Source organism: Rhizobium skierniewicense (assembly GCF_014196515.1).
In the GTDB taxonomy this organism is placed as follows: Bacteria; Pseudomonadota; Alphaproteobacteria; order Rhizobiales; family Rhizobiaceae; genus Agrobacterium; species Agrobacterium skierniewicense.
This window is the reverse complement of record NZ_JACIDV010000001.1, coordinates 138997-159851: the sequence shown is the minus strand read 5'-3', so window position 1 is coordinate 159851 and position 20855 is coordinate 138997. Positions and strand designations below refer to the sequence as shown.

Annotated in this window: 21 protein-coding genes; 11 read left to right on the top strand and 10 right to left on the bottom strand. The window is 56.9% G+C overall.

Annotation, left to right across the window (positions count from 1 at the left end):
* The first annotated feature begins 375 nt into the window (after positions 1-375).
* The 7 genes from GGQ73_RS00705 to GGQ73_RS00675 all read left to right on the top strand — a co-directional run bounded on the left by GGQ73_RS00705 (position 376) and on the right by GGQ73_RS00675 (position 7966).
* Positions 376-1653 (top strand): DUF2254 domain-containing protein, encoded by a 1278-nt coding sequence (locus GGQ73_RS00705; protein ID WP_183893159.1) that lies wholly within the window; start codon positions 376-378, stop codon positions 1651-1653.
* A gap of 90 nt (positions 1654-1743) precedes the next feature.
* Positions 1744-2673: a LysR family transcriptional regulator gene (locus tag GGQ73_RS00700; RefSeq protein ID WP_183893157.1), complete on the top strand. Its 930-nt coding sequence runs from the start codon at positions 1744-1746 to the stop codon at positions 2671-2673.
* Positions 2674-2882: 209 nt separating this feature from the next.
* A complete protein-coding gene (locus tag GGQ73_RS00695; RefSeq protein WP_183893155.1) occupies positions 2883-3920 on the top strand; it encodes a TRAP transporter substrate-binding protein in 1038 nt (345 codons plus the stop codon).
* Between the two features lie 66 nt (positions 3921-3986).
* Complete coding sequence (locus GGQ73_RS00690; RefSeq protein ID WP_234910832.1) at positions 3987-4601, top strand: TRAP transporter small permease subunit; 615 nt, start codon at positions 3987-3989, stop codon at positions 4599-4601.
* A complete protein-coding gene (locus GGQ73_RS00685; protein WP_183893151.1) occupies positions 4598-5881 on the top strand; it encodes a TRAP transporter large permease in 1284 nt (427 codons plus the stop codon). The genes GGQ73_RS00690 and GGQ73_RS00685 overlap by 4 nt, the downstream gene beginning before the upstream one ends.
* Positions 5882-5916: 35 nt before the next feature.
* Positions 5917-6603 (top strand): DUF2848 domain-containing protein, encoded by a 687-nt coding sequence (locus GGQ73_RS00680; protein WP_183893149.1) that lies wholly within the window; start codon positions 5917-5919, stop codon positions 6601-6603.
* A 1-nt stretch (position 6604) separates the two neighbouring features.
* The gene (locus tag GGQ73_RS00675; protein WP_183893146.1) at positions 6605-7966 is read left to right on the top strand and encodes an amidase; all 1362 of its coding nucleotides are present in this window, start codon (positions 6605-6607) and stop codon (positions 7964-7966) included.
* A 147-nt stretch (positions 7967-8113) separates the two neighbouring features.
* Here the strand turns inward: GGQ73_RS00675 and GGQ73_RS00670 are convergent, their stop codons facing one another.
* From GGQ73_RS00670 to GGQ73_RS00660, 3 genes are all read right to left on the bottom strand, one after another.
* A complete protein-coding gene (locus tag GGQ73_RS00670) occupies positions 8114-8521 on the bottom strand; it encodes a response regulator (RefSeq protein WP_174155293.1) in 408 nt (135 codons plus the stop codon).
* Positions 8522-8533: 12 nt separating this feature from the next.
* A complete protein-coding gene (locus tag GGQ73_RS00665) occupies positions 8534-9637 on the bottom strand; it encodes a PAS domain-containing protein (RefSeq protein ID WP_183893144.1) in 1104 nt (367 codons plus the stop codon).
* A gap of 222 nt (positions 9638-9859) precedes the next feature.
* Complete coding sequence (locus GGQ73_RS00660; protein WP_183893142.1) at positions 9860-10366, bottom strand: hypothetical protein; 507 nt, start codon at positions 10364-10366, stop codon at positions 9860-9862.
* 133 nt (positions 10367-10499) lie between these two features.
* On the opposite strand from GGQ73_RS00660, the gene GGQ73_RS00655 reads away from it, so the two are divergent.
* The 4 genes from GGQ73_RS00655 (at position 10500) to GGQ73_RS00640 (ending at position 13276) form a co-directional block, all read left to right on the top strand.
* Entirely contained in the window at positions 10500-11168 is a 669-nt protein-coding gene (locus GGQ73_RS00655; RefSeq protein WP_183893140.1) for a response regulator transcription factor, read from the top strand.
* Positions 11168-12529 carry a sensor histidine kinase gene (locus GGQ73_RS00650; RefSeq protein ID WP_183893139.1) on the top strand — a complete coding sequence of 454 codons (1362 nt, stop codon included), beginning with the start codon at positions 11168-11170 and terminating at the stop codon, positions 12527-12529. Before GGQ73_RS00655 ends, GGQ73_RS00650 begins: the two co-directional genes overlap by 1 nt.
* 83 nt (positions 12530-12612) lie before the next feature.
* Positions 12613-12864 carry a hypothetical protein gene (locus GGQ73_RS00645; RefSeq protein ID WP_174155301.1) on the top strand — a complete coding sequence of 84 codons (252 nt, stop codon included), beginning with the start codon at positions 12613-12615 and terminating at the stop codon, positions 12862-12864.
* 172 nt (positions 12865-13036) lie between these two features.
* Positions 13037-13276, top strand: coding sequence for a hypothetical protein (locus GGQ73_RS00640; RefSeq protein ID WP_183893137.1), 240 nt, complete (start codon positions 13037-13039; stop codon positions 13274-13276).
* A 20-nt stretch (positions 13277-13296) separates the two neighbouring features.
* Here the strand turns inward: GGQ73_RS00640 and GGQ73_RS00635 are convergent, their stop codons facing one another.
* From GGQ73_RS00635 to GGQ73_RS00605, 7 genes are all read right to left on the bottom strand, one after another.
* Positions 13297-15042: a nitrilase-related carbon-nitrogen hydrolase gene (locus tag GGQ73_RS00635; protein ID WP_183893135.1), complete on the bottom strand. Its 1746-nt coding sequence runs from the start codon at positions 15040-15042 to the stop codon at positions 13297-13299.
* Positions 15043-15105: 63 nt separating this feature from the next.
* Positions 15106-16104, bottom strand: a complete 999-nt coding sequence (locus GGQ73_RS00630; protein ID WP_174155310.1) for an acetamidase/formamidase family protein — start codon at positions 16102-16104, stop codon at positions 15106-15108.
* Between the two features lie 40 nt (positions 16105-16144).
* Positions 16145-16861 carry an ABC transporter ATP-binding protein gene (locus GGQ73_RS00625; RefSeq protein ID WP_174155312.1) on the bottom strand — a complete coding sequence of 239 codons (717 nt, stop codon included), beginning with the start codon at positions 16859-16861 and terminating at the stop codon, positions 16145-16147.
* Entirely contained in the window at positions 16854-17570 is a 717-nt protein-coding gene (locus GGQ73_RS00620; protein WP_174155313.1) for an ABC transporter ATP-binding protein, read from the bottom strand. Before GGQ73_RS00620 ends, GGQ73_RS00625 begins: the two co-directional genes overlap by 8 nt.
* 2 nt (positions 17571-17572) lie before the next feature.
* Entirely contained in the window at positions 17573-18649 is a 1077-nt protein-coding gene (locus GGQ73_RS00615) for a branched-chain amino acid ABC transporter permease (RefSeq protein ID WP_183893133.1), read from the bottom strand.
* 4 nt (positions 18650-18653) lie between these two features.
* Positions 18654-19526, bottom strand: coding sequence for an ABC transporter permease subunit (locus GGQ73_RS00610; protein WP_183893131.1), 873 nt, complete (start codon positions 19524-19526; stop codon positions 18654-18656).
* A gap of 71 nt (positions 19527-19597) precedes the next feature.
* On the bottom strand, positions 19598-20773 hold the full coding sequence (locus GGQ73_RS00605) for an urea ABC transporter substrate-binding protein (RefSeq protein WP_234910854.1): 1176 nt from the start codon (positions 20771-20773) through the stop codon (positions 19598-19600).
* Positions 20774-20855: the final 82 nt, after the last annotated feature.

Genomic DNA, 20855 nt, shown 5'->3' with positions numbered 1-20855 from the left:
TTTTTGAAGTCGGCGACCACCATTCTGATGCTCTGTCAGGCTGGTGGTCGTCGACATACCGGAATGATTCTGATCCGGTTGGAAAACGGAACACGTCCACCCTTGCGCGTCAGGGTTATCCTATGACGAATTTTTTGATCACTCTGCCTGACGAGGTCATATATCGCTGCCAGAGCGTGCTATTACGAGGCACGAAGTTGACGCGGTTCACTGCGGAACTCGCGGTCATCTGCTCAATATTCAAGCAAATTCGGTTGATTGTGGCATTGTAATTGCTGTGTCATCGGTGAACGCGGGTTGTGCGCTCTCCGCTGTCAGGCTACGCCACGCTGATCAGGCGAGTTAATGCGCATTTTCTGGGGGATCTGGATTTAAATGACGTCACGTTGGGGTTGGTTTTTTGCAAAAATCGTGCGCCGTATCTGGTTTCGAGCGACCCTGTTTTCGATACTTGCCGTTGCCACCGCCCTCATCGCCATCGTTGTCAGCCCCTATATTCCAAGTGACTTGCCGACCCAAATCGGCGCTGACGCCGTTGATAACATCCTCGGCATCATTGCTTCGAGCATGCTGACAGTGACAACATTCTCCCTCAGCACCATGGTATCTGCCTATTCGGCAGCCACCAGCAATGTAACGCCACGTGCAACAAAGCTGGTGATGGAAGACAGCACGACGCAGAATGTTCTGGCGACCTTCGTTGGCTCGTTCCTGTTCAGCCTCGTCGGCATCATTGCGCTGAGCACCGGAGCTTACGGCGATCGCGGTCGTGTCGTTCTGTTTATCGTAACAGTCGCGGTCATCGTACTGATCGTCGTGACATTGCTGCGCTGGATCGATCATCTCTCGCGATTGGGGCGCGTGACAGAGACGACGGAGCGAGTGGAGGCCGTGACCATTGATGCGATGCGCGCGCGCCACCAGAGCCCCTATCTTGGTGGCAACAGAATGGACGGGGAGAAGGACATTCCGGTCTCTTCCATAGATGTATTCATAGACAGAATTGGCTACATCCAGCATCTTGATACAGGGGCGCTTTCCAAGATTGCTGCAGCGACGAAGTCGCGCATTTTCGTGCGGTCGATCCCTGGACAACTGGTTGATCCGACTCGTGCAGTGGCCTCGATTGATGGAGTCCGGCAAGCAGATGCCGAACAAGCGCTTGCTGATATCAAAGCGTCCTTCTCCGTGGAGGACACCCGTTCGTTCGATCAGGATCCGAGATTTGGCGCGTCCGTCCTTGCGGAAATTGCGTCGCGGGCCTTGTCACCCGCCATCAACGATCCAGGTACCGCGATCGATGTGATCGCCCGTTCGCTTCGTGTCCTGGCTGTCTGGGACGAACCTTTGGAGACTTCCAAGCCGGGCACCGTCCTTTTTACCAATGTCTATGTTCCGCCTATCAGTCTTGATGACATCTTTGACGACCTGTTTACACCCATCGCCCGAGATGGCGCAGCCATCGTTGAAGTCGGCCTGCGTCTGCAAAAGACCTTTGGTATTTTGGCGAGACTTGGCGCGCCGGGCTTTCGCAACAATGCTGTTCGGCATTCGAAAGAAGCACTTGCCCGCGCCGAACTCGCATTGAGCCTTGAAAACGACAGACAACGGGTGAGAGCTGCCGCGCAAGCTGTTTTTGCTGAGATAAGGTGACCAGGAGGCATCTCGACATAAGCACGTCTATACCCGCATTGGCCTCAGGGACAGATGGACGAAAGGGGTGGTTTAGGGTTAGCTGCACCCATGATCGACCTCAGAAACATTGAAACCTTCTTCTGGGCGGCAGCACTCGGTAGCCTTCGCGCTGCGGCCGAAAAGCTCGGAACGACGCAACCTGCCGTATCACAGCGCATTGCGGCACTCGAGCTTGCGCTTGGTGTCAGATTATTTGATCGCGCCGCTCGTGGCGTGAGGTTGACGGCGAAGGGACAGGAGTTGCTGGCCCATGCGGAGCAACTGATACAGGCCCGCAACGGGATGATTGAAGCCGCACGCGACAGCACTGCCATGACAGGGCGCCTTAATCTCGGAGTGGCGGAAACGATCGTGCAGACATGGTTGCCGCAGCTTATTGCCGAAATTCATATTGCCTACCCCGACCTGACACTGGAGATCGAGGTCGATACGAGCGAGATGTTGCAATCCTACCTGATGAGCAGAAGGATTGATCTTGCCTTCCTCATGGGGCCAGTCCTGGAACCACGTGTCGCCAACAGGCCGCTCTGCACATATCCTCTTGCGTGGATTGCCAAGCCCGGTCTTCACTCATCGGAAAACTACGCGTCGCTGGAAACGATCTCTGCCCTGCCCGTCATCACCTACGGCTCGAACAGTACACCCTATCGCCAAGTGCGCGATATCCTGCAGCGCTATCGCTTTCCCACACCGCGAATGTATGGCAGTGCATCGCTGTCCATGATTGCCAAGATGGCTCTGGACGGCATTGGCACCGCCGTCATCACGCCGGTTTTTCTCGGCGCCGAGATAGCGCGCGGTGAACTGGAAATATTGAACGTCGATACCGATCCACTGAACGACCTGCATTTCACCGCAAGCTGGATAGACGGACCCGATAGCCATGCCGCACGGGTCATCACGAACATGGCTCAGCAGATCGCGCGAGACAGTGCAGGAAACGTTCTTCCTGCCGCGCCGAAAATCAATAACATATAAACTTTATTTATACCTCGCTTCCAAACATACGATTGGACAAGCCTGCTTTATCGCCATTTAATCGAAAAAATAAAAGCGACATAAGTCGCACGCATGGGAACAGGCTGACACAGCATCAAGCAAGAGGTATTCGGGACATCGTCTCGTCTCTGACTCTCGCTCGCCTTTTTTCGTGCTCTGAAAGATCGAACCAGAGAAAAGGGAACGACATGAAACTCCTCTCATTTGCTACCGCACTCCTCGTTGCAAGCGCTGCCGCAGCCCAGGAACTGCCTAAAACCCAGTTGCAGATCGTTGGCGGCCTCAGCAACCTCACCGCTTATCAGCAGTTCGAGCAGCCATTCTGGGCCAAGACCATTCCGGAGAAATCGGGAGGCCAGGTAACCGCAACGATAAAGGGTTTTAATGAAATGGGTCTCAAAGGCCCGGAACTGATGCGCCTCATGTCACAAGGTGTTATCCCCTTTGGAACTGCGACGCTTTCCTATTTCGCCAGTGACAACCCCATTAATGAAGCCATTGACCTTCCAGGTCTGGCACCTGATGTCGAGACCGCCCGCAAGGTCACGGAGTCTTTCCAGCCAGTCTACGAAAAATTTTACGGCGAAGGTTCAAAGGTCAAGCTTCTCGGCATTTCGACCTATCCAGCACAGGTGGTTTTCTGCAATGCCGATATTAAAGGTATTGCTGACCTGAAGGGTAAGAAGGTTCGCACGTCCGGCCGCACACAGGCGGAATTCGTTGAAGCCTTCGGCGGCACCAGCGTCACCATGGCCTTCGGGGAAGTGGTCCCAGCGCTGCAGAACAAGGTCGTCGATTGCGCTATCACCGGCTCCCTCTCCGGCTACTCGGCCAAATGGTATGAGGTCTCCACCCATCTGCTTGCGCTGCCAATCAACTGGAATCAGCAGATTCACGCCGTAAACCAATCCGTCTGGGACAAGCTTGACCCGAAGGTTCAGGCGTTCCTTCAGGAAAACATCGCAACCATGGTGGACGACATCTGGAAGGCTGCTGGCACACAGACGCAGGAAGGGTTTGATTGCAATACAGGCGCTGCAGCCTGCACGCAGGCTATCAAGGGCAAGATGACGCTGGTCGTACCGACCGATGAGGACAAGGCGCTTCTGAAAGCGACGCTGAAGGACAAAATCCTTCCGACTTGGGCCGCACGTTGCTCCGCCGATTGTGTGAAGGACTTCAACGAGACGATCGGTGCATCCCTCGGACTGACGGCTTCAAAGTAATCCAGCCCAGGACACGGCTGCATCACCCGCAGCCGTGTCGCCTTTCCTCCAGCCGGATGAACAATGATGACAGGATCAATCCCTTTACTGACTTCGCTTTTCGGCTTTGCCGAGAAAGCAGCCCGTTGGGCGGTGCTTGCCAGTGGCGCCCTGACCCTTGCCAGCGTCCTGCTGATTACGGTCGACGTGCTTCTACGCAAACTCTTCGGCTGGACCGTGGGCGGCTCCGACGAATTGTCGAGTTACGCTTTCGCGATCAGCACGACATGGTCGCTCGCCTATGCAACGCTGCAGCGCGCCAATGTGCGTGTTGACATCATCTACCAATACTTGCCTGTCCGTGTTTCGGCGGTACTGGATTGGCTATCGCTGGCCTGCCTTGGCATCTTTATCGGCTTCGTGACCTATTATGGTTTCGGCGTTGTCGCAGAATCGATCAACAACAATTCGCAAGCCAACACGCCGCTGGGCACGCCGCTCGCCATTCCGCAAGGTCTGTGGTTCGCAGGACTTGTCTTTATGTGTCTCATCCTCGCTCTGATGATGATCCGCGCGTCTGTCGCGCTGGTCACCGGCGATATTGATACTGTCAAGGCAATCGCCGGGGTTCGTTCCACACAGGAAGAGGCGGAAGAAGAAGCCGCAGCTGGCGAGCGTTTGATCGAAGGAGAACGCATATGATCGCAACGACACTCATTCTCCTTCTGGCCCTGATCGGCCTGTCTATTCCGGTTGCGGCAGCACTCGGTGTGCTCGGTCTGGTCCTTGATCCCACATTTTCCATGCTGCCACTTACCCGCGCCATTGGAGAGCTTGCCTGGAGCACCAACAACGAGTTTCTGCTTGTTGCCATTCCTCTCTTCATTTTGCTTGGGGAGATCTTGCTGCGCGCCGGCTTTGCCGAACGCATGTATAGCGCCATGAGCCTATGGCTTTCCTGGCTTCCGGGCGGCCTCATGCACGCCAATATCGGTGCGTCGGCGCTGTTTGCCGCAACCTCCGGCTCCAGCGTCGCAACCGCGGCGACTGTCGGCACAGTTGCAATCCCGCAGATCAAGAAGCATGGCTATAACGAGTCTCTTTTCCTAGGCAGCCTCGCCGCTGGCGGTACGCTCGGCATCCTAATCCCGCCGTCGATCAATATGGTTCTCTACGGCGTATTGACCAACACGTCGGTACCGAAACTCTATCTTGCCGGCGTGATCCCCGGCCTGCTGCTGACCGCGCTGTTCATGCTGACCATCATTGCCGGCTGTGTCATGGTGCCGACCTGGGGCGGCGCACGCGTCAACGGAACATGGGGCAAGCGCTTCGCCAGCCTTATCCATCTCGCGCCGCCACTTGGCATCTTCCTGCTTGTCGTCGGCTCGATCTATGCCGGTCTTGCAACACCAACGGAAGCAGCCGCACTCGGCGTCAGCGGCGCCATCGTCCTCGCTGCCTGCTTTGGCCGCCTCAACTTCGCGATGCTGGCTGAATCGATTGAAGGGACGATGAAATCATCGGCGATGATCCTTCTGATCATCATTGCCTCTGGTTTCCTCAACTTCGTCATGTCGGCGACCGGGATTACCGATGTCATCACCAGTTCGATCTCTGGCCTCGGCCTTTCACCGGTCGCGATGATTTTTGTCGTGGTGGTCTTCTACCTGATCCTTGGCTGCTTCATGGAATCCCTCTCGATGATGATCACCACGATCCCCATCGTCGCTCCCATCATGCTGGCGCTTGGTTTCGACCCGATCTGGACCGGCATTCTCATCATCGTGCTGGTTGAAGCTGCGCTCATCACGCCACCTGTGGGCCTGAACCTCTTCGTCGTCCACAGCCTTCGCAAAAGTGGTTCGATGACACCCGTTATCATCGGTTCGCTGCCCTTTGTGGGCGCCATGGCCGTGCTGATCGTGCTGCTTTCGATTTTTCCTTCCATCGCGCTCTATCTCCCAAGCCTCGCAGAATAAACGCATCGACAGACCTAAACACTGGAATATTTCTCATGAAACTGCATTTCACGATCGAATCCGCGACGTCCCAGACTGAGCTCGACACAGAGATTGACTACCTTGTGGTTGCAGGCTGGGCTGGTCGTGACCGGGCTGCCATCGATCATCATATCGAAGAACTGGCGGCGATCGGCGTGCCGCGCCCAAGTACGGTACCGCTCTATTACCGCGTCTCCACCAACAGCGCAGTCCAGACGGACGTGATACAATCGGTCGGAACACAAAGCTCCGGTGAAGTAGAGACCTTCATCTTCCGCTCCGGTAACGATCTCTACGTTTCGCTTGCCTCCGACCATACCGACCGCAAGCTGGAAAGCCATAGTGTCGCCCTATCAAAGCAGATTTGCCCCAAGCCGATCGCTGGCACGGCATGGCCGTTTGCCGAGGTCGCAGACCATTGGGATCAGCTGATCATCCGCTCTTGGATTGACGAAAATGACGCCCAAACTCTCTATCAAGAGGGGCCCCTTTCCAGCCTGCGCACGCCGCAAGACCTGATCTTCGGACTGACCGGCGGCGATTCAGCACTGCCGGAAAAAACCGGCATGATTTGCGGGACGGTTGGTGCTATCGGTGGCATTCGTCCGTCCGCCCGCTTTACCATGGAACTGTTCGATCCGGTCTTGAACCGCAGCATCCGCCACGGCTACGAGATCGAAATCCTGCCAGAGGTTGAATAACATGGCCCACTACCCGACGATTGCCGACGTATCAGCGTCGCTTGCCTCAAAGCAAACCACCAGCCGGAAGCTTGTCGATGCAGCAATCGCTGCAATTGACGATCCGGCAGGTCAAGGCGCAAAAACCTTCATCCGTCGGAATGATGCCCGGGCACACGCCATGGCGGATGCGTCTGATCTGATGCGCGGCGTCGGTCAGGTCCGCTCTCCGCTCGAAGGTATCCCAATCTCCGTAAAGGATTTGTTCGATCTTGCCGATGAAGTGACAACGGCCGGCAGCGTTGCCAACAACCATTCAGCGCCTGCTACCGCCGATGCTCCGGTGGTCCAGGCACTGGCCCGGGCAGGCGCCGTTATCACCGGTAGGACCAATATGAGCGAGTTCGCGTTTTCCGGTCTCGGTCTCAATCCCCATTACGGCACTCCGCTCAATGCGTACGACAGATCCACCGGGCGCATTCCGGGTGGTTCATCCTCCGGTGCTGCCGTCTCCGTCACCGACGGTATGGCGTTTGCCGCGATTGGCACAGATACCGGCGGCTCGATCCGCATTCCGGCAGCGTTCTGCGGCCTAACCGGCTTCAAGCCGACAGCGCGCCGCGTCAGCCGCAAGTCTGTCTTGCCGCTCTCGACCTCACTTGATTCGATCGGACCAATTGCCGCAAGCGTTGCCTGCTGCGCCTTGATCGACGCCATCATCTCGGGCGAAACCCATCGATCGATCCAGTCGATGCCGCTCGCCGGCCTGAGACTTGCCGTACCGCAGACCGTCGTGCTCAACGACATGGACGACCATGTTGCCGCGTCGTTTGCAGCGGTTCTCAGCCTTCTATCGCAAGGCGGGGCGCACATCGTTGAGATCGACGTACCGGAATTTGAACACCTCGCGACCATCAATGCCAAGGGCGGGCTCGTTGCAGCGGAAGCCTGGCACTGGCATCGCAAGCTGCTCGAAAGTCGCGGCGACGCCTATGACCAGCGCGTCCGCAGCCGTATCCTGCGCGGCCGCGACATGAGCGCAGCGGATTATCTCGATGTGCTTGAAGCACGCAGTGCTTGGCAAACGAGTGTCAATGAAAAGCTCGCAGCCTTCGATGCCATCCTGTTGCCGACCGTGCCGATCATCGCGCCAGCGGTTGCACCGCTTGAAGCCGATAACGACACCTTCTTCGCCGTTAATGGATTGGTCTTGCGCAACTCGTCAGTGATCAACTTCCTTGACGGGTGCGGGCTTTCGCTGCCCTGCCACGCGGCAGGCTCGGCGCCAGTGGGCCTGATGATCGCAGGCGGAGCCCTGACTGATGCAAGAATTCTTTCAGTTGGCCTCGCCATCGAACACGCCCTGAAAAACAGGGCGAGCTGAACACGCCCTTTACATTGCGCTCTTATCGGCCAGGTAAACGCACCACCCTGCCCTCTAGCTGAAGAGGAGCGTGGTTGTGGCTCGTCGACGTCGCTTGCGTCTTCGGCGTCTCGACGGTCTGAAGTATGATCAGACGCGGCGTCTACGTCACGCATCTCTCGTTGCGAGAATCAAACTGGGTGGTGGCGTGGTTATTGGGTTTCCACTCACAAGACCGGTTATGTAGCCAAGTGCGTTTTGAAGGCCATTCATCGTGTAGGGTTTCTCAATTGCGCCGATTGCCCCCGCGAAATCGTCTGGAATGCGCTTGAGATTACCGGAAACGAAAACGAAGGGTACATTTTTCGATGTAAGAAAGCGACCGACCTCGATTCCTGTCGGTCCATCAAGCAAATGGATATCGACGAAGGCAAAGTCAGGCGTCGCACGTTCGGCAAGTTCGCAGGCCTTCTGGCTCGAGGCCGCCTGTCCGACGACCTCATGTCCTGCCGCTTCTACCTCGCTTTCGAGTTCGAGTGCCAACAAAGCTTCGTCCTCGACTATCATGACACGCAAACGTTATTTCCTCTATTCCTGAACCATAAGGGTCACGCGCACATCGGTGCGGTTTCCCTCGGTTGTCCGTTCTATTTTGGCGCCAAGTTGCTTGGCACAGGTCTGAAGCATCAGCAGGCTGAATGCTTGTTCTTCGGTGTCGACGTCGACGGGCGTAACCGTATCTTCAACCCGGATCAGAAAGTGCCCGTTCAGTCTGCGGACCTCCAGATGGATAGTGCCGCCACTTGCGCTCAATCCACGTCGCACCGCATCGCCAATCAACTCGTTCAAGATAAGAGCGAGTGGAGACGCCTTATGCGCCGGGACGATCACCTCTTTGAGATCAGTCGTCAAAACGATGTCGGACCGCTTCAAAGCTCCGACGAGATCGGTAATCAGGTCGCTTGCAAAGTCGGCAACATCGAAATGACCGACATCGTCGTCGTTCAGAAGCTTTCGGTGGACGGTACTCAGCGCTTCCACTCGACTCAAAACAGACATCAGCGTGCGTTTGGCAACATCGTCCTTCGTCATACGTGCCTGAAGTTTGACGATCGAGGCAATCGTTAGAAGATTGTTTTTGACACGATGATCAACCTCGTGGACGAGCGACGTTTTCGTCGTCAACGCAGCCGTCAAATCCGCCGTGCGCCGCGCGACCTCTTCCTCGGCCATATGACGTGCTGCTGCAAGCTCCGCTTCCTTGCTCTTGATGTTGGTAAAGTCCAGTTGCGAAGCAAAGAAGTAAATCACTTCTCCCGCCTCGTCACGAACAGGGCTAACGAACAAGGCGTTCCAGAAGGTCGATCCATCTTTCCTGTAATTCAGGATGTCGATGGACAGGTCGCGTTCCTCGGTAACCGCCGATCTGATTTTAGCAATCGCTGCAGGATCGGTATTCGGACCTTGTAGAAAACGGCAGTTACGCCCCACCAACTCCTCGTTCGGATACCCTGTGAGTTCGCTAAAGGCGTGGTTGCAAAAAATGATCGGATTGTCTTCTTGGCGCGGGTCGGTGATGAGCATCGGCATTCTGGTTGCCTTGAACGCTGCTGCGAACGGGTCTTCCGATGCATGCGCCGCCACAAGGCGATCACCCGCATCGCGCGCGCCCCAAACGTCACTTCCAACCATACTCAGTAACCCCCAATAATCGAACACTTAAATGCACGAAAATATCTTTGGGTTCCATCGGTTCAAAAGAATAGTTTTGTAGTCGATGGCTCGGAAAATATCTGTTTTTCACGTTATTTCCAGACGGAAAAAATGGCGCTCCGGATAACATCAAGCGCCACTCTCTCTTTTAATGACATGTCTTCACGTCATTAAATGTTGGATGTTCCTTGGTCCAGCGGTTCAGGGTCTCCGCTTGGGGTCCGTATCATCAGGATGACGTAAATGCGGGTGGCCTTTTGGTCCCGCGGGACCGATTGCTTCTGCCGTGCCATCCTGGCGGATGAGATAGCTTGCGTGAACGACACCGTCGTCTGCTCGACCCTGAACGGTCACGGGCTCGCTCATGTTCACAAGCGTTCCGCCCTCACCCGCAGGACCCGTTTCAACAAGAGCCTTTCCGCTTTCGTCCTGCAAAATGAATTTGTTCCCGTAGACCTCGGCAACTGTACCTTTGATCGTCACAAGGCCGGACTCCGGAAGCGTGGAAATCGCAACCGGCGTTACCGGCGCCATTTCCGGAACTGGACGAATGAGTTTCGTGGCAGTTGCGCCACCGGCGGCACCGAGAGCTAGCGCAAACACCGTCATGAGGGCGGGCCATGCCCATCGTGAGCGGGTCTTCCTGGGCGTCGTGGTAGGACCGTCTTCGTGGTCTGGCTGGTGCTGAGATTGATGTTCGATCTGCATTGTGGTGCTCCATGTGTTCATGACCCATACACGCTAGCACCTGCGAGCCCGCGCCTTGCTGAACCTTCCCGTTCAGTTTGAGTTAAGCTGCCATATCTACACTTTCAGCATATTTTCATCGGAACATTTTTCTATGCGCGTACTCCTCGTAGAAGACGACGACGACCTCAGCGGCCGGATCGCGAGCGCGCTGAGGTTGGAAAACTTCGTAGTCGATGTTGCCTGTAATGGTGAAGATGCGCTTCATGCCGGGTTGACGGAAATTTTCGACGTTGCCGTTCTGGATCTTGGACTGCCCAAAATCGATGGTGTTGCGGTCCTGAAGAAATGGCGCGAAGCGGGACGAAATCTGCCCGTATTGGTTTTGACCGCGCGCGACGGGTGGCCGGACAAGGTGGCGAGCTTCAAGGCGGGAGCAGATGACTTTCTACCAAAGCCCTTCAAGATCGAGGAACTTGTGTTGCGACTTCGTGCGCTGGTCAGGCGCGCCGCAGGATACGCCTCCTCACGACTGAACTGTGGGCCCCTTGTCTTTGACGCACAGCTCGGAACATTCGAGCTCGATGGTCTCCCGTTGAAGCTCACAGCACTGGAATGGCGTGTCCTGTCCTGCCTCATGCTGCGCAAGGAGATCATCGTTGATCGACGCGAGTTGAACGAGCGGGTCTATGATGGGGATGCAGATGTCGATTCCAACTCCATTGAGGTCATCGTCGCACGGCTTCGCAAGAAGATTGGCCCAGAGCATATCGAAACTGTCAGAGGCAGGGGCTACATGCTGACAGCGGCGGTGGCGCGATAATGCTCAAAAAACTGCTTAATCCCCACTCGCTCGCCGGACGATTATTGCTGTTCTCGGGCCTGTTCGTGACGGCAACACTGGTGGTCGCTTCGGTGGCTCTCTGGCTTGCATTGAAAAACGTCGTTCGAGAGCAAATTGACCAGAGGCTTGATACGCAGATTGCTGCGCTCGCCAGCGCAGTCACCCGAGAGCCATCCGGGCAGCTTGCGCTGTCAACTCTCCTGGACGCCCCACCCTTTGATCGAAGCGGATCGGGCTGGTATTGGCAAATCGAGACAGGCAGCGACCGACTGACATCACGGTCACTGACCGAAAACGGCCTGAACGGGCCTAGAGGCAAGAAAGGATTTCGCGAAACCATAACGGGATTGCCGTCACCCGGCGATGCTGAGGATGAACACGGAAGGTCGCTATACACGCGGCAGGCTACCCGCAACCTGAATGGAGACCTTGTCACGATAACGGCAACGGCACCCTTCAGCGCACTCGTCGATCCAGCACTTCGGGCACTGTTTTGGCTGATACCCTGCATGCTTTTTTTGGGGATTGTTCTTCTGGCTGGCACGGTTTGGCAAATCCGGTTCGGATTACGACCGTTGGCAGCCATGGCAGCCGATGTGGATGCTATCAATCAGGGAGATTTGAAGCGGCTGCCGCGCCAAAAAACGCCGGAACTCACTCCCTTGGCAGAGAAGACCAACGCCCTTTTGCTTTCCAATGAAGAAAGACTGACGGCAACCCGTCTGCAATTCGCCAATCTGGCGCATGGTCTCAAAACGCCTGTCGCCAGCCTTATGCTGGCGCTCGACAACGGAAATGATCCTGACGGCACTTTACGCGAGCTTACACGCCGTATCGACCAGAGAATCAAGCACCACCTCAACGCCGCGCGTCACGCTATGGGTGGGACGACCACGATATCCGGTGTCAATATTGCAGCATGTGTCGCCGATCTGCACCTCGCGATCGGCGCCATTCATGCGGAGAGAAAAATCCGCTTCGACGTTGGCATTGACGACGCGCTGAAAGCGGCTTGCAACGAAAATGACCTGGAAGAGATGCTCGGAAATCTGATCGATAACGCGTTCAAGTGGGCGTCCTCCCGCGTGCAGGTCAGCGCCCACCGAGATCGCTCTGTTGTTCGCATCATCGTTGAAGATGACGGGCCGGGCATTCCCGAAGACAGGATGGAATCGGTATTGCTCCCTGGCGTGAGAGAAGACGAACGCGTCGCAGGCAGCGGCTTTGGTCTTTCCATCGTCAATGAACTGGCTGATCTCTATGGGGGAACATTGTCTCTCGAACCCAGCGTTCCGACTGGTTTACGCACAACACTTGCTCTTCCGATTTCCGCCCGATAGGGGCCATGATCGACCGAAGACGCGGGGCGATTGGAACATACGAGCCGCTCCGCGCGTTTGGATGGGTTGCACAGGAGGTCTCAATGAAAATTTCTACTGCCGCACTCTGCTTGATATCAGTCGGCGTTCTCAGCGGTTGCGTCGATGACCGCGGCTATCGCGGTGGCGGCTACTACTCTTCAAGCCGTTACGACCGTGGTTACGACAACCGTGGCGACTATCGCAATTACGACCGTGATTTTCGCCGCGATCGGAACGGAAATTGGCGCGACAATGATCGCGATAGAAATAGAAACAACGGTAGTCGCGTCGTTTATGGCGTGATACAGCGTTAAACCGTCAAATTCCACGAAGAGGCGGGCGAAAGCTCGCCTTTTTTGTTGGATCAACAAAACAGAATCCAGCGCTCGCCGCTCTTCGGGTCTTCTTCAACGAGGCTCACGATGCGCCTTAGCCGCCGGTCCGCCCCTGCCATGCAGGAACAGTCATCCACCTTAGGAATGAGCAATGGCCAAAATCAAACGGATCGTTCTTGCCGCTTACAAAGCCGACGATGAGGGCAATATGGTTGAGGCTTTTGAGCCGAAGCAGATGCCAACAGAAGAACGGGCCGTGCGCGAGGGCAAATCTTTGGCCAGCCAATATGACGGCATCATAGCATGGACGCGAGATGCCGACCCCGATATCGGGGAGTACGGCCCTCCGACCATCATATTCCAACACGGCGACATTCCCGATATGGGATGACCCGCCATAAAGCTCGATGACTACTGATGGTCGGGTTTTCTGCCGGTCATGACAAGCGGCAAATAGTGATGCGGCTGACGCATGAGGACGAGGTCTTTCCGGCGCGTGACATTGGTCGGATAGGTCGGGCTGGTGCTCGACAGATCGATATCGGCGACCGCGAGCTCTCCATCGAGCACGATGGCTTCCTTCCTTGGAAAGGCAAAGGTATCCGGTCCGAATATGCCACTTAGGCCAGCCGATTTGTTTCCAGCGGTCTTGGTGTTGGAAAATGCGAAGTAGCAGTTGTTTTCGCCCGCACGGACCCGGTAGTGGTGCCAGTGAACCGGATCGGCGCCAGAAGGGATGGGGTCGGGCTGCCTGACACTGCTTCCTGGGTGACCAAAATGGAAGCCGTCGCTTATGCTCGATGGGCAGCAGATCAGGTCGCAGCCCCTAAGGGCCAGAACGCGGCCAGCCTCAGGGAAGACTCCATCGTGCCCTATCAGGACACCTACTCGTCCCAAGGGAAGATCGAAGACGCAGAATTCGTCACCTGGCGTTGCCCAGGTCTTCTCGTCCTCGGTCAGATGAATTTGGCGATAGGTGGTGATGGGCATCTTCGGTCTGGCGATGATGGCGCTACAGAACCGTTCGCCATCGCTTGCCTCGGCAAAGCCAGCAATGATGCAGATATCCAGCCGCTCGGATAGAGTGGCGATTGCATGTATCGCGGGATGTGAACTCGACGTGGCCGTTTCTCCGGGGGCAGTGAGACCAGTCAAAGCAAAAGCGGGGAAGACGATCAGCTCTGCGCCCTGTGCCTTTGCGTCTTCGGCCAGGTCAGTCATCGAGATCAGGTTGGCGGTGATATCGGATGTCGGCGTGAATTCGCCAACGGCAACGCGGCCAACACGCCCGTCTGCAATAGGCCGATGCCCGTAAAGACGGAAGAATTGTCCCGGATTCCAGGCGAATGTGTTGGTCATCAGGTCCATGTAAAGTTCGGGGCGGCGCTGACGCATCACCGGCTCGCCCGCAACCTGCCGTTTGCGGGATCGTGCCGGCTCGATCACGCCATAAGCAATGCCGTCACCGTCGTCGACGACGTCCATCATCTCCGCCTCAGGCCCGATGATGCAGCTACCGCCGGAAAACTGGACGCCTCGCTCAAGGCCCCAACGGTTGCTCTCCATCAGGTAGCAGCCGTTTTCATAGGCTCGACTGATCCAGTAAGGCGCAGGCGTTCGCTCGGCGAGCCAGTTGGAAATATGACAGATCACGTCTGCCCCACCGAGTGCGACCAGACGCGCCGTTTCGATGAAGTGGATATCCATGCAGATCAGCATGGCAATTCGGCCAATCCTCGTCTCGAAGACCCGATGGCCAAGGTCACCCGAGGCTGCCCATTTCGGTTCTGAAATATAGGGGTGTGTCTTGCGGTGCACGCCCACGACGCCCTCCGGTCCGATCAGCGCCGCGGAATTGTAGTAGAGGTCGGTCTGAGGATCGACTTCGGGAAGGCCGATGACGATGTAACAATCGTATCGGCGGGCCAATTCCGCAAAGCGGTCGGTACTCGGCCCTGGAACTGTCTCGACAAAGCCGGAGACCTCGGCTCTGTCATACCAACAGTAGCCGGTAGTCCCCATCTCCGGTGTCGTGATGAGCTTGGCACCGGCTTTGGCTGCATTTTCGACCAGGGCGAGAAGCACGTCGATATTTCGTTTCTTCTCACCGAAATGCGGCTCGAACTGCACGGCGGCGGCCTTGAACGGGGCGGTCATGGAAATCTCCGTTGGAGGTAGAATAGACCGCCCGGTTGTCGGGCTGTCGCAAAGAACTGTCGATCAGGCAGCAATGCCGACGATCGATTTCAGCACCGAAGCGCCAACCGTGTATTTCGGGTCGACCATATTGCCCAGCCGCACGCGCCCGCACTGCGTCAGCAGCATGTATGCATCGATCTCGTCAAAGCCGAAGTCGGCCGCCATCCAGCGGATGAGCTCGCGATAGGCGCTGCGGGCCGCGTCCTCCATGGGGCGCGCGGAGCCGATCGTCATGTAGAAACGGTCGTTCTCAAGGCGTGGTGTCCGGATGGTCCAGCCTTTGATCAGGTCGATCTGAATAGTGGTCACCGTCGGGTGCTCAATGGCGACGCCACACAATTCCCCGTCGCCCTGAGCCGCATGGCAATCACCGAGATAGAGATAGGCCCCCTTTGTGTTGACCGGCAGATAGATCACGGTGTCGGGGCAAACGTCCGGCAGGTCCATGTTGCCGCCGTAATAGTCGGGAACGAGCGAGGAGATTGCCTCGATTTCCGGTGCCGTTCCGATGGTCCCGATGAAGGGCTCATAGGGAAGCGTGATCTTGTCGTTCCACTTTACTCCGGCATCTTTATCCACATGCACTTTCCGCACCCGCTCGGGAAGAGGTGCGGTCAGCATTGCCGTATCATTGGTTGGAACAAGGCCGCCGAATTCCGGCATGATAACGGTCGTTCCGCGCGGCTGGGGTCCGCGTGGAACGATGTTTTTGATGTGAACGGCCAGGCAATCGCCCTTTTCTGCACCGTTGACGTAGATTGGGCCGTTTTGCGGATTGAGGAAGGGGAAATTGAGGATCTTCGACGGAATGTCGGTCTCGTTCTTGATCGCGCCTTCGAAGGCATCATGGGTCTCCGCCGAGACGATCGAACCCGGATCGACTTTGAGGATCGGTTCGACGTAGGCGCCGTAGACGTAATGATACTTGCCTTGGCTTTCCTCTGTAATCGCGTGGGTTTCACCGGCTTTGCCCTTGGCAACGCCCTTGCGTGCCATGATCGTTTCGTCGAGCCAGGTCATAAGGTACTCCTTTACGTGCTCAGTTTGATGTTTTAAGGTTTCACACAGCCAGAAAACGGCGGACCGCATCCCGGTCTTCGAGCGTTTCCGGCATGATCTCGTTGGTGATCCGGCCCTTGTCTATGACGTAGCACCGCTGCGCCATCGCGCGGATCATCTCGATGTTCTGTTCGACGAAGACGACCGTGATACCGCTGGTTCTGTTCAACTCAACCATGATCCGCGCAATGTCCTGAACGATGTTCGGCTGAATACCCTCCGAGGGTTCGTCGAGAAGGATCAGGGCCGGATTGCCCATGAGAACGCGCCCGATCGCCAGTTGTTGCTGCTGTCCGCCCGACATCGTACCGGCCTGCTGGTTGCGCCGTTCTTTCAGAATGGGAAAATAAGTAAAGATCGCCTCGATCTGATCGGCCGACGCGCGTTTGCCACTGATGGATTCCCCGACCTGCAGGTTTTCAATCACGCTCAGCCTTGGAAAGACATCGCGTCCCTGCGGAACATATCCGATGCCCAGCCGCGCCCGCTTGTAGGCTGGCACGGTGTCGATCTCCTGCCCTTTGAAGATGACCGAGCCCTTGTCGCGAGGCAGCAGCCCGATCAGACTCTTCATCAGCGTCGATTTGCCGACACCGTTACGGCCGATGACAGCAACGATCTCACCTTCGCGGACCTGGATATCGACGCCTTGAAGAACCGGCTTGCCGCCGTAACCAGACCACAGGCCGACCGTGTTGAGAAGGATCTCCTTACGCATGGGCATCTCCCAGATAGATTGCGGCCACGCGTTCATCCGCCACGATCTCGTCAATCGTGCCTTGAGCGAAGATTTTGCCGAAGTGCAGGACGGTGACCTTGTGGGCAATCTGGCGAACGAAGGCCATGTCGTGTTCGACAGCAAGCACCGTCACACCCTCACGGTTCAACGCTTGAACCATGTCGCCGGTCGCTGCCGTTTCGTCCGGTGTCATGCCTGCGGTCGGCTCGTCCAGCAGCAGCAACCGGGGCTTAAGGCCAACCGCCATGCCGATTTCCAGCCATTGTTTCTGCCCATGGCTGAGATTGCCAGCAAGCTGATAGCGCGCTTCGGTCAGCTTGAGGAATTCGAGCAGCTTGTCGATTTCCTCGTCAAGCGTCTCCGGCAGTCGATGGTGTTGCAGCGCGATCTGAAGGTTCTGGCGCACGCTCAGAGCCTTGAAAATGCCGGGCACCTGAAATTTCACGCTGATGCCGCGGCGGATGCGCTCGAACGGCTTTGCCTTGGTAATATCCTGACCCGCATACAGGATCTGGCCGCTGGTGGGCAGATGTTCACCCAGAAAGAGCCGGAAAAGCGTGCTTTTGCCCGCCCCGTTCGGACCGATCAAGCAATGGATTTCGCCTTCATCCAGTGCAAAATTGACACCACCCGTCACGTGCAGGCCGCCAAACCATTTGTTGAGATCACGTGTTTCAAGAATGGCCATGTTCACTTTTCTCCGGTCGACGCTTTTCGGCGAAACACCCGCGCAATCACTGAGCCAAGCCCGAAGACGAGGCCGCGTGGCGCAACAAGGACGGTGAGCACCAGAAGAAGACCCATGACGACGAGTGCATACTGGCTTCCATGGATCGTGAGCGCCTGGAAGCCTGCAAGCACGATCAGCGTGCCGACAAGCGTGGTTGTGAGATCGCTGCGACCACCCACCGCGACCCAGACGATTGGAAGGGCCGCCGCCGTCATGCCCATCGATGCAGGCGTGATGTAATTGCCCCAAGACGTGTAGAGAACACCGGAAAGACCAGCCAGGGCAGAGCCGATAACGAAGGTCACAAGCTGGTAAACACGAATGTCATACCCCAGCATTTCCGCCCGTTGCGGGTTTTCGCGGATCGCGACGAGGACGTTGCCGAAGCGAGAGTTCACCAGCACGCGTAGGCCAAGATAGCAGACGACGAGCAGCGCAAGCGTGAAATAATAGAGCTGGATATCGGGAAACAGGACAATATCGCCGCCGAACCAGGGGATGGTGAGCGACGGCATGCCGCCCATGCCATTATAGCCGTTCAGCCGAACCGTGCCGACTTGCCATTCCGGCCCCGCCGTCTGGGCCATGAAGCGCTCGAGCACCAGCGTGACGGAGAGCGTCACGATGCCGAGGAAGACGCCACTGATCCGGCCAAAGAACAGGAAGTAGCCGAGAATGGCGGCAAGGAGCGCTGCAGCGACTACGGATGCAACGAGGGCCACCAGTGTCAGGCCATAGGCGTCACCGATATTGGTCGAAATAATGCCGTAGCTGTATCCGGCGACGCCGAAAAAGGCGGTTTGGCCGAAGCTCAATGTTCCGCCATAGCCCCAGATCAGGCTGAGGCCGAGCGCCATGAAGACCCAGTTGAAGAAATAGACATTGTTGCCGACATCATAGCCATCTGCAAACATCGGGTAGGCGCAGGCAAGTGTAAGGACGACAAGGAAAACGGTCCAGAACGGTTTTCCGCGTCCCAATGTCTGTGGTCCTTCCAGCAATCCAAAGGCCCTCGACAGGACATTCTCTTTGCGCATCTGATCAAGCCCTCTCACGAAGGATCCAGCCGGAAATACCGCGCGGCAGGATGCGAATGACGATGATGACTGCGACCAGTAGACCGATCTGGCCCGCCAGTTGCCCTTGCCATGACGTGAGGCCCGCTTTGACGGCACCCAGAACAAGGGCAGCAGGTGCGGTTCCGAGGAAGATGTCCGCTCCACCCACGACCACCGTCACAAAAGCTTCGACGACAAAGGCGCTTCCCATTGTCGGCACGAGCGTCATGGTCGGGGCATAGAGGCCGCCCGCCAGTCCTGCGAGCGCCGCGCCAAGGCCGAAGGTCAGACTGTAGACGAGGCCGGTGTTGACGCCGAGGGCTTGGGCAATATGCGGCACCTGGATCGTTGCGCGTGCCAGAACACCGAAACGGGTCTTGGTGAAGCCAAGCCATAGAAGACCGAGCGTTGTCAGAGCCGCGCCCATCAGCACAACGCGGTAGATCGAATAGGAGTAGGGACCGACGGCAAAGCTGCCGAACGGGGTGCCGGTTCCGGGCATGATGGAGCCGAGCAGGATCAGCGTGCTTTGGGTGACGATCATCGACACGCCCCAGGTCGCAACAATCGTATCGAGAGGACGATCGTAGAGCGGGCGGATGACGATCCTTTCGACCAGCATGCCGGCGATACCCGCCGCAAGCGCGCCCGCAAGGACGGCGAGCGGCAGCGGTAGGCCTGCGCGGGCACTCGCCGAGCAGACGTAAGCGCCGCACATGATGAATTCGCCATGTGCGAGATTGATAACGCCCATCATGCCGAAAATGATGGCGAGGCCACAGGCAGACAGCACGAGAAAGGCGAACGCGTCTCCGGTCTGATAGAGGAAGCTGAAGAGTGTATAGAACACAGTCATAGGGAAAGACGTCCTTGCTTCTCGCCTTTTAGGAAGGGTGGCCGGGGACATCGTGCCCGGCCGGGCCGGTATCAGTTGGCCGCAGGTGGCGGGCTGGATGGCGTATATTGTGCGCTCGGATCATTCTTCGTCAGGTCACAGCCCGCGCTCCCCAGCCAGTACGGCTTAATGTCGTTCCAGACCTTCGGGAAGCTGATGGAGTGATCATCGTTGACCTTTGCCAGATAGATCGTGTGCGACATATGCTGGCTCTTTGGATCAAGGCAGACCTTGCCCTCAGGCGCGTCGTAGCAGACATCGCCCTGAGCGATAACCTTGCGCAAGTCGTCCTTCTTGGTGGATCCGCTGGCACGTTCGACCATCTGCTTGTACAGGTAGACGGCCAGATACGAGTTCTCCGCTTCCTGATTGATGTAGGGTTCGTTCGGGAACTTCTTGTGCCATCTCTCGACAAAGGCTTTCGACTGGGGATTGTCGACTTCCTCGATCCAGTTGACGGTCGCATACATGTTGGCAAGGCTCGGTGGCTTGAAGCGCTTGTGCTCGTAGCCCTGGCCGACATTGACGGACGATGCCATCGGCTTGTTCACATTCGCCGCCGCGGCCTGCTCGTAATAGGATGCCTGCGCGGTACCGACCAGAAGGGTGACGATGAAGTCAGGCTTGGCAGCCTGGATGTTCTGGATCGTCTGCGAGAACTGCGAGACGCCAAGCGGAACGAACTCTTCACCAACCATTTCGCCGCCGTTTTCCTTGACGATGTTGCGGACCCATTCGGCAGATATCTGTCCGAAATTATAGTCCGCAGCGATGGTGTAGACCTTCTTCCCGTAGGTCTCCATCATATAAGGGAGCAGGGTCGAGAACTGCTGTTCCGGCACGGCTCCGGTGACGACCATATTGGCGTCGCAGACACCGCCTTCGTACTGATTGTTATAGAAGGCAAAGCCGTCGAACTGGTTGACAATAGGACGGTACGCCTCGCGGGACGCTGAGGAAAAGCCAGCGAAGACGGCATCCACCTTGTCGCGCTGTAGCACGCGGCGCATGAATTCCTGATAGCGGGTGTTGTCAGACTGGGTGTCATAGATGACCAGTTCCAAAGGCCGACCGGCGATGCCGCCAGCGGCATTGATCTCTTCGGCCGCCAGCTGGATGCCGTGGACTTTTCCGATTGTGGCGGCAGCAAAGTCGCCGGACTGGTCTTCGAGTACGCCGAGTTTGATCGGCTCCTGGGCACGTGCCATGCTGGAGCAAAGCAAAATCAGGCCAAGCGCCGTCACGGCGCCGTTAAGCGTCTTCATCATTCTGTTCTCCATGGAGGTGGGT

Bases quoted from the DNA above. Each gene is read 5' to 3' on its own strand.
- GGQ73_RS00615 (WP_183893133.1), bottom strand. From the start codon at position 18,649: ATGCGCAAAGAGAATGTCCTGTCGAGGGCCTTTGGATTGCTGGAAGGA.
- GGQ73_RS00610 (WP_183893131.1), bottom strand. From the start codon at position 19,526: ATGACTGTGTTCTATACACTCTTCAGCTTCCTCTATCAGACCGGAGAC.
- GGQ73_RS00635 (WP_183893135.1), bottom strand. From the start codon at position 15,042: ATGACCGCCCCGTTCAAGGCCGCCGCCGTGCAGTTCGAGCCGCATTTC.
- GGQ73_RS00675 (WP_183893146.1), top strand. From the start codon at position 6,605: ATGGCCCACTACCCGACGATTGCCGACGTATCAGCGTCGCTTGCCTCA.
- GGQ73_RS00660 (WP_183893142.1), bottom strand. From the start codon at position 10,366: ATGCAGATCGAACATCAATCTCAGCACCAGCCAGACCACGAAGACGGT.
- GGQ73_RS00665 (WP_183893144.1), bottom strand. From the start codon at position 9,637: ATGGTTGGAAGTGACGTTTGGGGCGCGCGCGATGCGGGTGATCGCCTT.
- GGQ73_RS00650 (WP_183893139.1), top strand. From the start codon at position 11,168: ATGCTCAAAAAACTGCTTAATCCCCACTCGCTCGCCGGACGATTATTG.
- GGQ73_RS00655 (WP_183893140.1), top strand. From the start codon at position 10,500: ATGCGCGTACTCCTCGTAGAAGACGACGACGACCTCAGCGGCCGGATC.
- GGQ73_RS00620 (WP_174155313.1), bottom strand. From the start codon at position 17,570: ATGGCCATTCTTGAAACACGTGATCTCAACAAATGGTTTGGCGGCCTG.
- GGQ73_RS00680 (WP_183893149.1), top strand. From the start codon at position 5,917: ATGAAACTGCATTTCACGATCGAATCCGCGACGTCCCAGACTGAGCTC.
- GGQ73_RS00645 (WP_174155301.1), top strand. From the start codon at position 12,613: ATGAAAATTTCTACTGCCGCACTCTGCTTGATATCAGTCGGCGTTCTC.
- GGQ73_RS00630 (WP_174155310.1), bottom strand. From the start codon at position 16,104: ATGACCTGGCTCGACGAAACGATCATGGCACGCAAGGGCGTTGCCAAG.
- GGQ73_RS00685 (WP_183893151.1), top strand. From the start codon at position 4,598: ATGATCGCAACGACACTCATTCTCCTTCTGGCCCTGATCGGCCTGTCT.
- GGQ73_RS00605 (WP_234910854.1), bottom strand. From the start codon at position 20,773: ATGGCACGTGCCCAGGAGCCGATCAAACTCGGCGTACTCGAAGACCAG.
- GGQ73_RS00690 (WP_234910832.1), top strand. From the start codon at position 3,987: ATGACAGGATCAATCCCTTTACTGACTTCGCTTTTCGGCTTTGCCGAG.
- GGQ73_RS00705 (WP_183893159.1), top strand. From the start codon at position 376: ATGACGTCACGTTGGGGTTGGTTTTTTGCAAAAATCGTGCGCCGTATC.
- GGQ73_RS00625 (WP_174155312.1), bottom strand. From the start codon at position 16,861: ATGCGTAAGGAGATCCTTCTCAACACGGTCGGCCTGTGGTCTGGTTAC.
- GGQ73_RS00695 (WP_183893155.1), top strand. From the start codon at position 2,883: ATGAAACTCCTCTCATTTGCTACCGCACTCCTCGTTGCAAGCGCTGCC.
- GGQ73_RS00700 (WP_183893157.1), top strand. From the start codon at position 1,744: ATGATCGACCTCAGAAACATTGAAACCTTCTTCTGGGCGGCAGCACTC.
- GGQ73_RS00640 (WP_183893137.1), top strand. From the start codon at position 13,037: ATGGCCAAAATCAAACGGATCGTTCTTGCCGCTTACAAAGCCGACGAT.